The following is a 16,784-nucleotide window of genomic DNA, read 5'->3' on the forward strand; positions in this document are numbered from 1 at the left end:
AGGGTCCAAGTAGCGATATGGACGGCGCGATCGCGCGGAGTGAGCACTCCGGGGACGACACCGACCCCGCCGACGGCCTGACCCGTCGAGAGCACGACATCCTGGCGTTCGAGCGGCAGTGGTGGAAGTACGCCGGCTCCAAAGAGGACGCCATCAAGGAACTGTTCTCGATGTCGGCGACCCGCTACTACCAGGTCCTCAACGCCCTGGTCGACCGTCCCGAAGCGCTGGCCGCCGACCCGATGCTGGTCAAACGGCTCCGGCGGCTGCGCGCCAGCAGGCAGAAGGCACGGGCCGCGCGGCGGCTCGGCTTCGAAGTGACTTGAATTTCCCTGGCCCCACCGCGGTGTCGATACAGTAGGCGCCGATGAACCAGCGAGATTCCTCGGGCCTGCCCCTGCGCGCCATAATCATGGTGCTGCTGTTCCTCGGCGTGGCGTTCCTGCTCGTCGCGCTGCAGGCGATGGGCGGCGGCTCCGGTGACGACGACGATTCGTCGATCGCGACCGTCACCACGACCACCACGACGACCACGACGTCGCCGCCCGCCGAACCGGCGCGGCCCGACGTACGCGTCTACAACATCTCCACCGTGGAGGGCGCTGCCGAGGCGATGGCCAACCGCCTGCGTGAAGCGGACTGGAACGTCACCGAAACAGGGAACCTCGAGTTGCCCGAGACGACCGTCACGACCGTATTCTTCGGGGACACCCCCGGCGAGCAGCAGGCGGCCGAAGAGATCGGCGCACTGATCGAGGCACCGGTGGTTCCCCGGGTTCCTCAACTGTTCGAGCAGCCGCCGGGCGTCATCGTGGCTGTCATTGGATAGGCTCTTGGACATGCTCAGGACCGTCGCCGCCGCCACCTTGTTTGCAGTGCCCGCGCTCGCGTTGAGCGCCTGCGCCCCTCCCGGTGAGGTGCCCACCGATACCACGGGCACCACACCGGCCATCTGGACCGGCTCACCATCCCCTTCGGCGCCGCCCGGTGAGCACGGCGGAGGCCACGGAGGTTCGGCGGCCGGCGGGGAGACGCTGTCGACCGAACTGCAGACGGCCGACGGCACCACCGTGGCCACCGCGGACATCGAGTTCGCCGACGGCTACGCCACCGTCACCGTGCAGACCACCGAGAGTGAAGTGCTCGAGCCCGGCTTCCACGGCCTGCACGTCCATTCAGTCGGTGTCTGCGAAGCAGAGTCCACCCCGCCGGGCGGCGGTGAAGCCGGTGACTTCCTGTCCGCCGGCGGGCACCTGCAGGTGCCCGGGCACACCGGTAGCTACCCGCCCAGCGGCGACCTGGCGAACCTGTTCGTCATGGAGGACGGCTCCGGGATGCTGGTGATGACCACCGACGCGTTCACCGCCGAGGACCTGACCGCCGAAGACGGGACGGCGCTGATGATCCACGCGAGCCCGAGCAACTTCGGCAACGTTCCGCCGGAGAAGTACACACAGGTCAACGGCACCCCCGGACCGGATCAGGACACGCTGGCCGCCGGCGACGCCGGATCGCGGGTGGCCTGTGGTGTCATCACCAGCGGCTGACGGGCGCATCGACTTCGCCGGGTCCCCCCGGCCGACCCTCGGCGTCGAATGGGAGTTCGCCCTCGTCGACCCCACCACCCGGGATCTGAGCAACGAGGCAGCCACGGTGATCGCCGAGCTCGGCGAGAACCCCCGGGTGCACAAGGAGCTGCTGCGCAACACCGTCGAGGTCGTCACCGGAATCTGCGACAACGCCGGTGAGGCCATGGACGATCTGGCGTCGACGCTGCTTCCGGTGCGCAAGATCGTGCGCGACCGGGGCATGGAGCTGTTCTGTGCCGGCACCCATCCGTTTGCCAACTGGTCCGCGCAGAAGCTGACCGACGCGCCGCGCTACGCCGAACTGATCAAGCGCACCCAGTGGTGGGGCCGCCAGATGCTGATCTGGGGTGTCCACGTGCACGTCGGGGTGTCCTCGGCGCACAAGGTGATGCCGATCATCACCGCGATGCTGCACTACTACCCGCACCTGCTGGCGCTCTCGGCGTCCTCGCCGTACTGGGACGGTGAGGACACCGGCTACGCCAGCAACCGGGCGATGATGTTCCAGCAGTTGCCCACCGCGGGCCTGCCGTTCCACTTCCAGGAATGGCGGGAGTTCGAACAGTTCGTCACCGACCAGAAGAAGACCGGCATCATCGACCACATGAACGAGATCCGCTGGGACATCCGGCCTTCGCCGCATCTCGGCACGATCGAAGTGCGGGTCTTCGACGGGGTGTCCAACCTGCACGAGCTGTCCGCCCTGGTGGCGCTGACCCACTGTCTGATCGTGGATCTGGATCGTCGGCTCGAGGGTGGTGAGACGCTTCCGGTGATGCCGCCGTGGCATGTGCAGGAGAACAAATGGCGGGCGGCCCGGTACGGACTGGACGCGATCATCATCCAGGACGCCGACAGCAACGAGCGGCTGGTCACCGAGGACCTCGACGAGTTGTTGGACCGGCTGCAGCCGGTGGCCCACTCCCTGTCGTGCACCGACGAACTGGCCCGCATCGCCGACATCTTCCGGGACGGGGCCTCCTATCAGAGGCAGCGCCGGGTGGCCGAGGAGAGCGACGGCGACCTGCGTGCGGTGGTCGACTCGCTGATCGCCGAGCTGGTGATCTGAGGGTGTCGACGGTGCCGATGTTCCCGCTCGAGGTGGCGATGCTGCCCGGGGAGGAACTGCCGCTGCGCATCTTCGAACCCCGGTATGCGGCGCTGGTGCAGACCTGCCTGGAAAACGACGACCCCGCGTTCGGTGTGGTGCTGATCGCCGCCGGCCGCGAAGTCGGTGGCGGGGACACCCGCAGCGATGTCGGCGCGCTCGCCCACATCACCGAACACGCCGAGGTGGCCCCGGGGCGTTACCGCCTGAAATGTGTGATGGGGGAGCGGATCCGGGTCCTCGAGTGGCTGCCCGACGACCCGTTCCCGCGGGCCGTGATCGAGACCTGGCCGGATCAGCCCGGCGGCGCGGTGGACGTGGAGGCGATCCGGGACATCGAGGACCGGATGGTCGCGCTGTTCGAGAGGATCGCGGCCGCCCGTGGGGCAGAGGTCAACGCCCGCGACATCGTGCTCGGCGCCGACGAATCCGGTGACGCGGCGATGTGGTTGTACGCGTTGACGGCCCGGCTGCCGATGGGACAGGCCGACCGGTACGCCGTGCTGGCCGCGCCCACCGCCGCCGAACGGGTCAGCGCACTGTCCGACGCCGTCGACACCGTCACCGCGATGGTGGAGTTTCAGCTGTCGGAGTGACCGGCAATCCCTACACCAGGTGTGCGTCGACGAACACCCGGTGCTCGTCGGCAGCCGGCGACACGCGGTGATACCGCTTCAGGATGTCTTCGGCGTCAACCGAGTTGACCTCCCAGCCGCGCCCGCACAACACCGCGGCGACGTCGCCGGGGGCGACCGCATCGACGGCGATGCGGCTCCCACGCGCGCTGTACAGCGTGATCCGCCGGAACAGGCGGTCCTGCTCCTGATCGCTCAGGTGCGCCAACAGCCCCTCGGCCGCCCATGCGGTCGGTTCGGTGTAGTCGAAGCCGGCCGCGGTCAGGGTCCTCGGCCAGTCGCCACCGAGGTCGACGGCCACCGGGACGTAACCGGCTGCCGGCCTGGCCCCCGACGTGGACAGCGTCGCGGTCTTGAAGGCGAGCACCTTCGGCTGGTCCAGCTCGTAGATCACCGTGTCACACAGCCATGGCAGCCGCCAGGCCCGAGCGTCCAGACCGGCGGCCAGGATCACCACCTGGGAAAGGCCCGCCGCGCTCGATGCGAGGAAGAAGTCGTCGAACCACTTTGTCCGCGCCGCAGTGAAATTCGCGATCGTGCTGCACTGTGCGGGGTCGGCATCCGAGTCGGGTTGGCCGGCGGCGTCGACGAAGATGCGCGCGTACGGATCGGTGAACAACGGACGTTCGGTGGCCGACTCCCAGGCGCGGGCACGTGCCACCCCGAGCGTGGTGCCGCCGACTATTGCTGCGCGGTCGTCAGCCTCGGGGCGATTCATGACCGCCGGATTCCCGGTCTGCGGTCAAATCATGCATCTCATCTGCGGTCATCAGGTCATCCCGGCTGGTCTGCTCCCGGTAGGCCAGCTGGCCGACCCGATTGGCGATCACCGGGGCGGTGATCAGGGTGAAGATGCCGGTGAGGATCAACATGCCGACGTCGATCTGGCCGCGCAGCCGGATCGCCGCGCCCGCCAGCACGAGGAGGAGGCCGAGAACCTGGGGCTTGGTGGCGGCGTGCATGCGCGACAGCGTGTCGGGAAAGCGGACAACGCCGATCGCCGCCGTCAGCGCCAGCGCCGAGCCGCTCAGCATCAACACGCTGACGATGATGTCGAAGGCGGTCATCGGCTCTTCCCCTTTCCCGGGTTGTCCTCGGTGGCTGGGATGTTCGGGACAGCTGGGACGTCCGAGACATCGGGCACCCGGAAGCGGGCGACGCTCACCGATCCGACGAAGGTGATCAACGCCAGTGCGGTCAGGCTGTAGGTGGTGGTGGTGTCCCGGCTGTAGGCGGCCCAGGCGCCGATGGCGCACATGGTGACCGCGACGAGAGCGTCGAGAGCCACCAGCCGGTCCAGCGAGGTGGGGCCGGCCAGCATGCGGATCATCGTGGCGAACGCCGCCAGCGACAGCATCACCGCGACCGCGGTCCAGACGTAGATCATGCGCGATCCGCCTCCGCTACTCGCTCGTCGATCATGCGCGATCCGCCTCCCCGTTGACAGGCCGCCAATCCGCGTCCCGCTCGAACGCCGACACCAGCAGCCGCTCCAGCAGTGCGGTCTGACGGTAGAAACGCTGGACCGCGGTGTCGGACCCGACGTCGAGGACATGGACGTAGAGCGTCCTGGTGGCCTGGTCGATCTCCAGCACGATCGTGCCCGGCGTCAGGTTCATGATGTTGACCAACAACGCGAGAACCAGATCGGACTTCACCGACACGTGCGCACGCAGCACCGCGGTCAGCGGTGGCGGGCCCGGTTTGAGGGCGAGCCAGGCGACCTGAGCCGACGAGACCAGCAGGTAGTAGACCACCGTCACGATCAGCCGCAGCAGCGGCAGCGGATGGAAGCGCCCCTGCACCGGAACCGCGGGCAGCGGCAGCAGCAGCGTGATGATCAGCGCGATCGCCAGGCCGGACAGGATGTTGGCCACCGAGACGGTGCCCCACAACAGCAGCCAGACCAGAATCAGCCAGCACACCAACCAGACCCGAAGCAGGCCTCTCCTCATGTGGGCCCCTCTCCGAGTACCGCGGAGATGTACTGGCCGCGGTCGAGTACCTCGCCGGCCGCGCGGTCGCTGTAGGCGAAGATCGGGCCCGCCAGCACCGTCAACATCAACCCGACCGCGATCAGGGCCCCGGTCGGCAGCAGCATCGCCATCGGCATCCGGCCCACGTCGTCACGCTCGGCGAACTCGACGTCCACCGGATCGTCGAGCAGACCGGCTCGCGCGGACGAGGCCAGATGCCCCTCCGGTGCGTCCTCGCGGCGCCGCCAGAACGCCTTCGTCCACACCCGCGCCACCACATAAAGCGTCAGCAGGCTGGTGATCACGCTGCCCGCCACCAGGGCCCAGGCCAGCACCGACCCGACCTGCGATCCGGCCTCCAGCAGCGCCACCTTGCCGATGAATCCCGAGAACGGCGGAATGCCACCGAGGTTGAGCGCGGGAACCACGAACACGAAGGCCAGTGCCGGGCTGGCGGCGGCCAACCCGCCGAGGCGCTGCAGGGTGGACGCCCCGGCCTGGCGTTCGATGAGCCCGACCACCAGGAACAGCGTCGTCTGCACCAGGATGTGGTGGGCCACGTAGAAGATCGCGCCCGACATACCCAACTGGGTGGACAGCGCGATCCCGAACACCATGTAGCCGATGTGGCTGACCAGGGTGAACGACAGCAGCCGCTTGATGTCGCTCTGGGCGATCGCGCCCAGGATGCCGACCAGCATCGTCAGCAGCCCGGCGACCAGCAGCACCCGGTCCATCGCGCCGCCGGGGAACAGCAGCGAATGCGTGCGGATGATCGCGTACACGCCCACCTTGGTGAGCAGCCCGGCGAACACCGCGGTGACCGGCGCCGGGGCTGTCGGGTAGGAATCCGGTAGCCAGGTCGACAGCGGGAACACCGCGGCCTTGATCCCGAACGCGACCAGCAGCACCGCGAACAGCGCGGTGCGGGTGCCGGCCGGGATGTCGGCCAGCCGCACCGACAGCTCGGCCATGTTCAGTGTCCCGGCGCTGGCGTAGATCAGGGCGATGCCGAACAGGAACACCAGAGACGAGACCATCGACACCATCACGTACGAGATGCCCGCGCGGACCCGCTCTTTGGTGCCCCCGATGGTCAGCAGCACGAAGCTCGCGATCAGCAGCACCTCGAACGCGACGAACAGGTTGAACAGGTCGCCGGCCAGAAAGGCCATGAACACCCCGGCCGCCAGCACCAGATAGGTGGGCAGGAAGATCGACACCGGCTGGCGGTCGTCGCCGTCACGGATGCCCTGACCGATGGCGTAGTAGACCACGGCGAGCAGCACGATCGCCGACACCACCAGCATCAGCGCCGACAGCCGGTCCACCACCAGCGTGATGCCCAGCGGCCCCATCCCGGCTTCGGTCGGGCCCCATCCGCCGACCTGCAACGCGATCGTGCCGTCGCGGTCGGCCAGATACATCAGCACCGCCGAGACCGCGAGAGCCACCGCCAGTGCGAGCACGGCGATGGCGCGCTGCAGCCGCGGCCGGCGCCCGGCGAACAACGTCGCGGCCGCGGCGAGCATCGGCACCAGGACCGGCAGCGGCACGAACACCGCGGCGAGGTGGCCGCCGATCATCGTGACCCCTCATGGCCGGGCAACGCGTCGAGCTCGTCGGGCAGGTCGGTGTCGCGGCTGGCGTCGGGCGCCGGGGCCAGCCGGGTGTCCTCGTCCAGGCCCTGCTCGGAAAGCTGCGACACCCGGGCGTCCTCGGGATCGTCGCCGACCTCCTCGGCGGTGTTGATCCGGAAGGAGCGGTAGGTCAACGCCAGGACGAAGGCCGCGACGCCCATCGTGATGACGATGGCGGTCAGGACCAGGGCCTGCACCAGCGCATCGGCGGTCGGATTGTCCTCCCCGCTGGTGCGCGCGACGATCGGGGGATTGCCCGCCGGGCCGCCCACCGACAGCAGCAGCAGGTTGATGGCATTGCTGATCAGCAACAGCCCCAACAGCATTCTGGTCAGCTGACGTTCCAGCAGCAGGTAGACACCGGCGGCGGTGAGCACGCCGATCACGACCAGCGGTAGGACGAACGCGATCATCGCCGTGTCACCACCCGTCCACTCAACTCCTCGTCGATCCGGGCGCCCAGGCTGCGCAGCACATCGAGGACCAGGCCCACCACGATCAGGTACACCCCCAGGTCGAAGAACAGGGCCGTGACGAACTTGACGGTGCCCAGCACCGGAACGTCGATCTCGATCAGCGCCGAGGACAGCGCAGGCGCACCCGCGAGCAACGAGGCCACCGCGGTGCCCGCCGCCAGCGTCAGCCCGGCCCCCAGGATCTTGCCCGCATCCAGCGGCAGCGTCTCACCCAACTCGTAGCGTCCTCCCGCCAGATAGCGCAGCACCAGTGCCAGACCGGCCATCAGCCCGCCGGCGAATCCGCCCCCCGGAGTGTTGTGGCCGGCGAAGAAGAAGTACGCCGAGAGCACCATCATGATCGGGAAGATCAGCCGGGTCGCGACTTCCAGCACCAGCGAGCGGTTCTGCGGATCGCGCAGACCGCTGCCGCGCAACCAGGTGATGTCGCCGGCCGCGGGGCTGCGGGTGGTCGACGCCACCGCGCCGATGTCGGGCTGGCCGGCGTCGGCGACCCGCGGCGCTGCGCCGAATCGTCTGCTGCGGAACACCATCGACGCCACCCCGGTCGCGGCGACCAGCAACACCGACAGCTCGCCCATGGTGTCCCAGGCCCGGATGTCGACCAGCAGCACGTTTACGGTGTTGTACCCGTGGCCGCGCAGATACCCGGCTTCGGGCAGCAGCTCGGAGATCGGCCGGGTCGTGCGGGCGGCCATCGCGAATGCGGCCAACGTCGCGACGGTCGTCCCGACCGTCACTGCCAGCAGCGCCCGCGGCACGCGGAACCGGACGATGTCCTCCCGTCCGGTCTGGGCCGGCAGCACCCGGAGCACCAAGACGAACATCGCCAGCGTCAGCGTCTCGACCAGGAACTGGGTGAGCGCCAGATCGGGTGCGCCGTGGAAGGCGAACAGCGCCCCGCAGCCGTAGCCGGTCACCCCGACCAGCAGCACGGCGGCCAGCCGGTTGCGCATCACCGTCGCGCCGAGCGCGGCCGCGACGACCAGCACACCGGCCACCACCGGCAGCGGGGAATCCCACAACCGCAGTTCGGGCCGGTCCCGCGCGCCGAGCGCCAGCGCGGCCACCGGCACCAGGACCAGGGTGGTCAGGATCACCGACTGGGTCGCCGGGATGGAGCCCCGCTGGGTGGTCGCGGTGAGCCGCACCGACAGGATGTCGGCGCCGCGCAGCGTCGCGTCGTAGATGCGGTCGGCGTTGCCCAGCGGGGTGAACGGCAGCCGCAGCGGCAGCCGGTCGCGCGCCGCGAACAGCACACCGCCGCCCACCAGCACCAGTGCGGACAGGGCCAGCGGCAGGTTCAGGCCGTGCCACAGCGCCAGGTGGTAGTCGGCGACGTAGCCGGCGGGGTTGGGGACGGTCGCGGCGTAGTCGTTCAGGGCGGCGTCCAGACCGGTTGGCCACAGGCCGAACAGCAGGCCCGCGGCCGCCAGGATCGCCGGCGAGACCAGGAAGGCCACCGGGGCCGGGTGCATCTCGGCAACCCTGGTGCTGGGGGCGGGGCGGCCTTTGCGTCCGAATGCGCCGAAGAGGAAGCGCAGGCTGTACACGGTGGTCAGCACCGACCCGGTCACGACTCCGGCCAGCACGTACGGTGCTGCGCTGCCCAGTGTCGGGCTGTGCAGCACCGTTTCGAAGTCGGCCTCCTTGGCGATGAACCCGAAGAACGGTGGTAGCGCAGCCATGCTCGCCGTCGCGCCGCAGGCGATGATCAGCAGCGGCTTGTTCCGGTCGCCCAGCCAGGCCAGCCTGCGGATGTCGCGGGTCCCGGTGGTGTGGTCGATGATGCCGACGACCATGAACAGTGCGGCCTTGAACATGGCGTGCGCGCAGACGGTGGCCAGGCCGGCCAGCATCATCTCGCTGCCGCCGGAACCGACCATCACGGTGATGAAGCCGAGCTGGCTGACCGTCCCGAACGCCAGGATCAGTTTCAGGTCGTCCTCGCGTAGCGCCCGCCACCCGGCCAGCAGCATCGTCGCCACCCCGAGTGTCACGACGACCGGCCGCCATACCGGGTTGTCGGCGAAGCCGGGCGTCATCCGTGCGATCAGGTAGACGCCGGCCTTGACCATCGCCGCGGCGTGCAGGTAGGCACTGACCGGTGTGGGGGCGGCCATCGCCCCCGGCAACCAGAAGTGCATCGGCACGATGGCCGACTTCGACAGCGCCCCGACCAGGATCAGCACCACCGCCACCGCGGCGGCCACGCCGGTCGGCGGATCGGCGATCAACTCCGAGAGCAGGAACGTGCCGGCGAGGTTGGCCAGCACGATGATGCCGACGAGCATGGCCAGCCCGCCCACCGTGGTGACCAGCAGCGCCTGGGTGGCGGCGCGGCGGCTGGTCGCCCGTTCGGCATAGTGCCCCACCAGCAGGAACGACAACACCGTGGTGGTTTCCCAGAACACGTAGAGCACCAGCATGTTGTCGGCGGTGACCAGGCCGAACATGGCGCCGGAGAAGGCGACGAGTTCGGCGGCGAAGCTGGGGAGCCGCTTCTCGCTGACGCCGTCGTGGTGGTGGAAGTACTCGGCGCAGTAGAACAGCACCAACGCCCCGACGGCCAGCACCAGCACGCTCATGATCGCCGCCAGCGCGTCGAAACGCAGCGTGATGTTCATGGCCAGCTCGGGCACCCAGGTCACGTTCACGGTTCGGGCGTCGCCGGCGCCGGGCCAGTTCAGCACTACCCAGGCCAGGGACCCGAGCGGCACCAGCGCCAACGGATAGAACGCCTGCCGGCCCCAGCGGTGCACCAGCACCGGAGCCAGGAGTGTGGCGACTGCGTGGGCAGCGAGGATGGCGAGCATGGCTCCGTCTCGTCGGGTCGGCACGCTGTCTGGCGGTGGGTGCCGTCGGGCAGGTGGACAGGGTGGCGAACGGAATCCGTCGGCCGCTGACTGGGTGGAGTCGGCTCAAGCTTACGGGGCGCTGTGCCTTCCGTTGTCCCGTCGCGGCGCGCTGCTCTGCAGCATCGCCGCGATCTGTCCCTCGACCTCGTAGGCGGCCACGAACAACAGTTCGTCGCCGGGCTGCAGGGCTTCGGACGACCCCGCCGCGATGAGCCGGGTCCCGCGCAGCACCGCCGCCAGCGCGCTGTCGGTCGGCATCTCGAGGTCGGCGACCCGGATTCCGGCCAGCGGACTGTCCGCTGGCAGCCTCAGCTTGGCGATGTTGGCCGCGCCGGGGCCGATACCGGTGCGCGGTCCCCGGCCCAGTTCCATCAGCCGGATCAGGTGCCCGACGTCGATGGCGCTCTCCACCGAGGCGACCATCGCCAGCGGCGTCGACACCGCCACGTCGACCCCCCACGCCTCGGTGAACAGCCAGTCGTTGCGGGCGTCGTTGATCCGGGCGACCACCCGGCCGACCCCGAATTCGGTCTTGGCCAGCAGGGCCATCGCCAGGTTGGCCTTGTCGTCGCCGGTGGCCGCGATCGCGACGTCGCAGACCTGTATCTCGGCCTCTTGTAGAGAAGCGAGCTCGCAGGCGTCGGCCAGGAACCAGTCGGCGCCCGGCACGGTGGCGGGCTGGTAGCGCTCCAGGTCACGCTCGATCACCAGCACCTTGTGCCCGTTGTCCACCAGTTCGGCGGCCACCGACCGGCCGACCGCGCCGGCCCCGGCAATCGCTATCCGCATCGGCGGCTCCTTAATGCCCTGATTTACTGGCAGCGACTCCAGTGTGAACGAGGTCGGATTGAACCTGCACCAGCTGTACGTGGCGCTGTTCGTCGGCGGAATCGTCCTGTTGGCGAGCATCATCGCCACCCGGTTGGCCACCGGCGTCGGCCTGCCCAGTCTGCTGCTGTTCCTCGGTGTCGGTCTGCTGGTCGGTGAGGACGGCATCGGCCTGAGCTTCGACGACGCGCAGCTGGCCCAGGGGCTGGGTACCGCGGCGCTGGGGGTGATCCTCGTCGAGGGTGGCCTCACCACGCGGTTCAGCGACATTCGCCGGGTGCTCGCTCCGGCCGGTGTGCTCGCCACCGTCGGTGTCGGGGTCAGCGCTGTGGTCACGGCTGCCTGTGTTCATCTGCTGCTGGGGGTGAACTGGCAGCTGGCGCTGCTGATGGGTGCGATCGTGTCCAGCACCGATGCGGCGGCGGTGTTCTCGGTGCTGCGGGTGGTGCCGCTGCCCCGCCGGGTCGGCGGGCTGCTGGAGGCCGAGTCGGGCTTCAACGACGCGCCCGCGGTGATCCTGGTGTTGCTGTTCAGCGCGATGCCGCTGGAGCTCGAGCCGGGCCGGATCGCGGTGACGTTGCTCTACAACCTGGGGGTCGGCCTGTTGATCGGGCTGGGTTGCGGTGTGCTCGGCGCGATGGCGCTGCGCCGCATCGCGCTGCCCGCCGCCGGCCTGTACCCGTTGGCGACGTTCGGGTTGGGCATGGTGGCGTTCGCGGCGGCCGGGTCGGCGCAGGCCAGCGCGTTCATCGCCGCGTACTCGGCCAGCGTGGTGCTGGCCAACTCGGGGTTGCCGCACCGTTCGGCGACCCGGTCGTTCGCCGAGGGCTCGGGATGGCTGGCCCAGATCGGACTGTTCGTGCTGCTGGGGCTGCTGGTGACGCCCGCGCAGCTGGTCGACGACATCGTGCCCGCGATCGTCGCGGGCATGGTGCTGCTGCTGATAGCCCGGCCGGTCTCGGTGGTGGTGTCGCTGATCGGGTTCCGGGTGCCGTGGCGTGAACAGGCGTTCCTGTCCTGGGCCGGGCTGCGCGGTGCGGTGCCGATCGTGCTGGCGACGTATCCGATCGTGGAGGGGGTTCCGGACAGCACCCGGCTGCTCAACATCGTGTTCGTGCTCGTGGTGGTGTTCACCCTGGTGCAGGGGCCGAGCCTGCGTTTCGTGGCCGAACGCCTGCACCTGGTGCCGCGGGACACCACCCGCGAGATCCAGGTGGACGCGGCGCCGCTGGACGTGCTCGGCGCCGAACTGATGACGATGACGGTGGCGCCCGGCTCGCGGCTGCACAACGTGACGGTGCTGGAGTTGCGGCTGCCCGACCCCAGCGTCATCACGCTGATCATCCGGGCCGGGCAGTCGTTCGTGCCGCAGCCGGTCACCCGGCTGGAGGCCGGCGACGAGTTGCTGATCGTCACGACCACCGCGACGCGTGAGCTGGCCGAGCGGCGGCTGCGCGCGGTCAGTCGCCGGGGCAAGCTGGCCTACTGGTTCGACGAGTACGGCGACCCCGGGTAGCGCCCCGCGCCGGGAGAGCAGGGCGACGGGATGCGGTATCTGGTCGGCAGCGCATGACCGAGCACACCGATGCCGGCGCCGAGGATGGGCCAGATCGGCCAGAAGTACCAGGAGTCCGCGGTCAGGCCGACGGCCAGCCACACGGTGAGCACGATGACGACCATGGTCAGGTAGGCCGCGAGGTGCACCTGGAAGCCGCGGCGTGCGGCTCGGCGCCGGGCGGCCTGCCGGCGGGGGTCGTTGCGGTGCAGTTCGGCCAGTGGGAGATCGGCGGTCAGCTCGCGGAGTTCGGGGGTGGTGTGGGCAGCGAACGCGCGCTGCAGCCGCTCCTCGTATTCGGTCATGTCCAGGTATCCCTGGGCCAGCGCCTGGCCGAGCAGGGTCGCCGTGGAATTGCGATCGCGATCACCGGCGCGCGGGGTGGTCGGGGCGGTCATGACATCCTCCCAATCTAGACGGTGACTAGTTTTACGATGCCAGCGTCAACTGGGCACTGTCAAGATCTATTCCCGGCGGGATGTCAGCGACCGGCGGCGAAGTCCCGCAACGCCTGGACCTGGGTCGGGTCCAGGGACGGCCGGACCGCCGCACGTGCGGTGGCCACGTCGGCGGCGGTCACATCGGCGGCGTCGATCGAGCGGCGCATCGCGGTCAGCGCCGCCTCCCGCAGCAGCGCCACACAGTCCGCGGCGCTATAGCCGTCCAGGTCGGCGGCCAGTGCCTCCAGATCGACCGCTTCCGGCCCGTCGGCGGCCAGCGGCACCGATTTGCCTGCGGTGCGCAGGATCTGGATGCGCGCCTCGGCGTCGGGCGGTTCGACGAACACCAACTTCTCCAGCCGGCCAGGTCGAAGCAGTGCCGGATCGATCAGATCGGGGCGGTTCGTCGCCCCCAGCACCACCACGTCGCGCAGCGGTTCGATGCCGTCGAGTTCGGTCAGCATCGCGGCCACCACCCGGTCGGTCACCCCGGAGTCGAAACTCTGCCCACGCCGTGGCGCCAGCGCGTCGATCTCGTCGAGAAACACCAGTGACGGTGCCGAATCCCTTGCCCGGCGGAACAACTCACGTACCGCCTTCTCGCTGGAGCCGACCCACTTGTCCATCAGCTCGGCACCCTTGACCGCGTGCACCGACAACCGGCCAGAGCTGGCCAGAGCCCGCACCACGAACGTCTTGCCGCAGCCGGGCGGTCCGTAGAGCAACACGCCGCGCGGTGGTTCAACCCCCAGCCGCTCGAAGGTGTCCGGGTGCTGCAGCGGCCACAGCACCGCCTCGGTCAGCGCCTGCTTGGTATCGGCCATGTCGCCGACATCCTCGAGCGTCACCGCGCCGACCGACACCTCCTCGGTCGACGACCGGGACAGCGGCCGGATCACGCTCAGCGCGCCGGCGAGGTCCTCCTGGCGCAGTTCCGGCGCCGACTCGTCCCGGCTGGCCCGGGCCGCCGCCCGCAACGCCGCCTCGCGCACCAGTGCGGCCAGGTCGGCCACCACGAAACCCGGTGTCCGGCCTGCGATCTCGGCGAGGTCGAGGTCGGCGGCGGGAACCGACCGCAGCAGCACCTCGAGCAGCTGCTTGCGGGTGGCCGAGTCGGGCAGGCTCAACCCGAGCTCACGGTCGCACAGGTCCGGAGCGCGCAGCCGGGCATCGACGTTGTCGGGGACCGCCGAGGTGACGATCAGCGCGAACCCGTCCGCGGCGACCGCCTTGCGCAGTTCGGCCAGGACCAGCCCGGCCACCGGCTCGGCAGTGGCCGGCAACACCGCGTCGACGTCGGTGATCAGCAGGATCCCGCCGCCCTGATCCGGTGCGCCCGCAGTCGTCACGGCGTTGGCCACCGCGGTCAGCCGATCCGCCGGGGCCAACGAACCGATCTCGGGCCCGTCGAGTTCGACCAGCCGGCGATCAGCACACACGGTGCGCACCATCGTCGCCTTGCCGACCCCGGCCGGGCCGGTCACCAACACGCCCAGGTTGGCCGAGGCGCCCAGGGTTTCGAGCAGCTCGGGTTCGTCGAGGGCCAGCTTGAGCCATTCGGTCAACTTGCCGGCCGCCACATGCGCACCCTTGAGGTCGTCGAACGCGACCGCGGGCGGGCTGGGCCGCACCGGCGGCTCATCGGTGCGGGCCACCGCAGCGTCAGGGCCGCTCACCCGCGGCTCGGGTGGCACGCCGTCACCCCAGCTGACCAGCGAATTGGGTTGCACGCTGACCGGTCCGGCCGGGTCGACCCCGGTGACCGTCAGCAGCTCCGAGGTCCAGGTGATGCCGACCGAGGCCGCCAGCGCCGTGCTGGCCTGCGACGTCGAGGTGCCCGGTCCCAGATCACGCGGCAACAGCGACACGATGTCGCCGACGGTCATCACCTTGCCCAGCAGCGCCTGACGCAGCGTGGCCGCCGAGATCGACCGGCTGGCCAGCGCGGAGCCGCTCAAGGTCACCGACCGTGCACCGAACACCGTCACCGCGGCGACCAGAACCGGGGCGTCCTCGGGTACCCCGGCGTTGGACAGGGTCACATCGTCGAGCAGCGCCGTCCCCGTCGGAATGCCCGGCGGCGCGACGCCGACGACCGCGGCCGTGGTGCGCGATCCGGTCAGCGACACCGCATCCCACTCCCGGATCCCGAGCGCGGCGATGGCCTCCGGATGCAGCCGCACCACCCCGCGCCGCGAGTCCAGCGCCGAGGTGTTCAGCCGCGCGGTCAACGTCAGCTGCGGCCGCGGCGCCTCCCGGTCGGCGACGTCCAGGTCGGACATCTCAGCCCCTCGGAGGACGGCGCAGACCCAGCCGCATCATCGACCGGCGGTGCGGCTGGGCGCGCCGGATGGCGCGGCGCGCGGCACGCTGCTGGCGGGGCTTGTCGTCCCACACCTCGGGGTGGGCCGCCAGGAACCGGCGGGTGCGGATCGCGAACGGGATGTGCAGCGCGTAGGCCAGGATGATCAACAGGATCACGACGTAGCCGTAGAGAATCGAGGCGGCCACGCCGATCGCCAACAGCGCCAGCAGCGGCGCCACCATGTTCGGCGGCACCGCGAACGTATGGATCTTGCGCATCGGCAGCGTGCTGACCACCAGCAGCGACACCACGATCATCCAGATCACCACGGCCGGCTCCGAGGTCCACCAGCCGTCGCCGAACTGCATCTTGGCCGCCAGCGGCCCGATCGCGCCGATCGCGCCCGCCGGCGCCGGCATCCCGACGAAGTACTTCTTCTCGAAGTCGGGTTGATCGGTGTGCAGCATCGCGTTGTAGCGGGCCAGCCGCAGCACGATGCACACCGCGTACAGCAACACCACGATCCAGCCGATCCGCGACGTCGACAGCAGCGTGCCGTAGACGATGAACGCCGGAGCGACACCGAAGTTCACCGCGTCGGCCAGCGAGTCGATCTCCTCGCCCATCCGCGACGTCGCCTTCAGCGCGCGGGCGATGCGCCCGTCGAGGGCATCCAGGATCGCCGCGACCGCCAGGAACGCCATCGCCTCAGTGGGTCTGCCGTCGAGGGCGAACTTGACCGAGGACAGGCCGAGGCAGATCGCGGCCACCGTCATGGCGCTGGGCAGGATGCGCGCGCTGACGACCGGAGTCTTGATGCGGGGCCTCATGGCAGCTCGGCCAGCACGGTCTCACCGGCCAGGGTGCGCTGGCCCACCGTGACCAGCACGGTCGAGCCCGCCGGCAGGTAGGTGTCCAGCCGCGATCCGTACCGGATCAGGCCGTAGGTGTCCCCGATTCCGATCGGGTCGCCGGGTTTGACGTCGCACACGATGCGCCGGGCCAGCAGCCCGGCGATCTGCACCGCGACCACCTCGGCACCGTCCGGGGTGCGGATCACCACGCTGTTGCGTTCGTTGTCCTGGCTGGCCGCGGCCAGGTCGGCCGACCCGAACAGCCCGGGGCGGTGCACCGTGGCGACCACCTCGCCGCCGACCGGCGCCCGCTGTACGTGGGCGTCCAACAGCGACAGGAAGATGCTGATCCGCGGCACCGGCACCGCCGGCAGGCCCAGCTCGACGGGCGGGGTCGCTTCGTCGACCACACAGATCAGCCCGTCGGCCGGGGCGACGACGACACCGGGCCGCACCGGTGGGGTGCGCGGGGGGTGCAGGAAGAACGCGGCGTTGGCCGCCGCCGAGGTCACGCCCGCGC

General features: G+C 69.9%; 18 protein-coding genes. 6 read left to right on the plus strand and 12 right to left on the minus strand.

Annotated features, from left to right (window positions below; all coding sequences use genetic code 11):
• The first annotated feature begins 17 nt into the window (after window positions 1–17).
• The 5 genes from ACXAID_RS13485 to ACXAID_RS13505 are packed head-to-tail and all read left to right on the plus strand — an operon-like array spanning window position 18 to window position 3,293.
• A complete protein-coding gene (locus tag ACXAID_RS13485; RefSeq protein WP_475022724.1) occupies window positions 18–326 on the plus strand; it encodes a DUF3263 domain-containing protein in 309 nt (102 codons plus the stop codon).
• 41 nt (window positions 327–367) lie between these two features.
• Window positions 368–829, plus strand: a complete 462-nt coding sequence (locus ACXAID_RS13490) for a LytR C-terminal domain-containing protein (RefSeq protein ID WP_475022725.1) — start codon at window positions 368–370, stop codon at window positions 827–829.
• Between the two features lie 10 nt (window positions 830–839).
• Entirely contained in the window at window positions 840–1,547 is a 708-nt protein-coding gene (gene sodC / locus ACXAID_RS13495) for a superoxide dismutase[Cu-Zn] (RefSeq protein ID WP_475022726.1), read from the plus strand.
• The gene (locus ACXAID_RS13500; RefSeq protein WP_475022727.1) at window positions 1,528–2,658 is read left to right on the plus strand and encodes a glutamate--cysteine ligase; all 1,131 of its coding nucleotides are present in this window, start codon (window positions 1,528–1,530) and stop codon (window positions 2,656–2,658) included. The genes sodC and ACXAID_RS13500 overlap by 20 nt, the downstream gene beginning before the upstream one ends.
• A gap of 2 nt (window positions 2,659–2,660) precedes the next feature.
• The gene (locus ACXAID_RS13505) at window positions 2,661–3,293 is read left to right on the plus strand and encodes an LON peptidase substrate-binding domain-containing protein (RefSeq protein ID WP_475022728.1); all 633 of its coding nucleotides are present in this window, start codon (window positions 2,661–2,663) and stop codon (window positions 3,291–3,293) included.
• A 10-nt stretch (window positions 3,294–3,303) separates the two neighbouring features.
• Here the strand turns inward: ACXAID_RS13505 and ACXAID_RS13510 are convergent, their stop codons facing one another.
• From ACXAID_RS13510 to ACXAID_RS13545, 8 genes are all read right to left on the minus strand, one after another.
• Window positions 3,304–4,050 carry an SAM-dependent methyltransferase gene (locus ACXAID_RS13510; RefSeq protein WP_475022729.1) on the minus strand — a complete coding sequence of 249 codons (747 nt, stop codon included), beginning with the start codon at window positions 4,048–4,050 and terminating at the stop codon, window positions 3,304–3,306.
• Complete coding sequence (mnhG, locus tag ACXAID_RS13515) at window positions 4,031–4,399, minus strand: monovalent cation/H(+) antiporter subunit G (protein WP_421459258.1); 369 nt, start codon at window positions 4,397–4,399, stop codon at window positions 4,031–4,033. The genes ACXAID_RS13510 and mnhG overlap by 20 nt, the downstream gene beginning before the upstream one ends.
• On the minus strand, window positions 4,396–4,719 hold the full coding sequence (locus ACXAID_RS13520; protein WP_421459256.1) for a monovalent cation/H+ antiporter complex subunit F: 324 nt from the start codon (window positions 4,717–4,719) through the stop codon (window positions 4,396–4,398). Before ACXAID_RS13520 ends, mnhG begins: the two co-directional genes overlap by 4 nt.
• Before the next feature lie 31 nt (window positions 4,720–4,750).
• Window positions 4,751–5,287: a Na+/H+ antiporter subunit E gene (locus tag ACXAID_RS13525; protein ID WP_421459253.1), complete on the minus strand. Its 537-nt coding sequence runs from the start codon at window positions 5,285–5,287 to the stop codon at window positions 4,751–4,753.
• A complete protein-coding gene (locus ACXAID_RS13530) occupies window positions 5,284–6,894 on the minus strand; it encodes a Na+/H+ antiporter subunit D (RefSeq protein WP_475022730.1) in 1,611 nt (536 codons plus the stop codon). Before ACXAID_RS13530 ends, ACXAID_RS13525 begins: the two co-directional genes overlap by 4 nt.
• Window positions 6,891–7,361: a Na(+)/H(+) antiporter subunit C gene (locus ACXAID_RS13535; protein WP_421459251.1), complete on the minus strand. Its 471-nt coding sequence runs from the start codon at window positions 7,359–7,361 to the stop codon at window positions 6,891–6,893. Before ACXAID_RS13535 ends, ACXAID_RS13530 begins: the two co-directional genes overlap by 4 nt.
• Window positions 7,358–10,240 (minus strand): Na+/H+ antiporter subunit A, encoded by a 2,883-nt coding sequence (locus tag ACXAID_RS13540; protein ID WP_475022731.1) that lies wholly within the window; start codon window positions 10,238–10,240, stop codon window positions 7,358–7,360. Before ACXAID_RS13540 ends, ACXAID_RS13535 begins: the two co-directional genes overlap by 4 nt.
• A gap of 111 nt (window positions 10,241–10,351) precedes the next feature.
• Window positions 10,352–11,071, minus strand: coding sequence for a potassium channel family protein (locus ACXAID_RS13545; protein ID WP_475022732.1), 720 nt, complete (start codon window positions 11,069–11,071; stop codon window positions 10,352–10,354).
• Between the two features lie 58 nt (window positions 11,072–11,129).
• Between ACXAID_RS13545 and ACXAID_RS13550 the strand changes: the two genes are divergently transcribed.
• The gene (locus tag ACXAID_RS13550; protein WP_475022738.1) at window positions 11,130–12,626 is read left to right on the plus strand and encodes a potassium/proton antiporter; all 1,497 of its coding nucleotides are present in this window, start codon (window positions 11,130–11,132) and stop codon (window positions 12,624–12,626) included.
• Here ACXAID_RS13550 and ACXAID_RS13555 read toward each other — a convergent pair.
• The 4 genes from ACXAID_RS13555 to ACXAID_RS13570 all read right to left on the minus strand — a co-directional run.
• Window positions 12,593–13,063, minus strand: coding sequence for a DUF1707 domain-containing protein (locus ACXAID_RS13555; RefSeq protein WP_475022733.1), 471 nt, complete (start codon window positions 13,061–13,063; stop codon window positions 12,593–12,595). The two genes, ACXAID_RS13550 and ACXAID_RS13555, sit on opposite strands and share 34 nt — an antisense overlap.
• 83 nt (window positions 13,064–13,146) lie before the next feature.
• Window positions 13,147–15,387: an AAA family ATPase gene (locus tag ACXAID_RS13560; RefSeq protein WP_475022734.1), complete on the minus strand. Its 2,241-nt coding sequence runs from the start codon at window positions 15,385–15,387 to the stop codon at window positions 13,147–13,149.
• A 1-nt stretch (window position 15,388) separates the two neighbouring features.
• Window positions 15,389–16,240 carry a CDP-diacylglycerol--serine O-phosphatidyltransferase gene (gene pssA, locus ACXAID_RS13565; protein WP_475022735.1) on the minus strand — a complete coding sequence of 284 codons (852 nt, stop codon included), beginning with the start codon at window positions 16,238–16,240 and terminating at the stop codon, window positions 15,389–15,391.
• On the minus strand, window positions 16,237–16,784 hold a 548-nt coding region (locus ACXAID_RS13570), incomplete at its 5' end, for a phosphatidylserine decarboxylase (RefSeq protein ID WP_475022736.1). The genes ACXAID_RS13570 and pssA, both read right to left, overlap by 4 nt.

It is taken from the genome of Mycobacterium sp. ABE4_509, assembly GCF_056160785.1.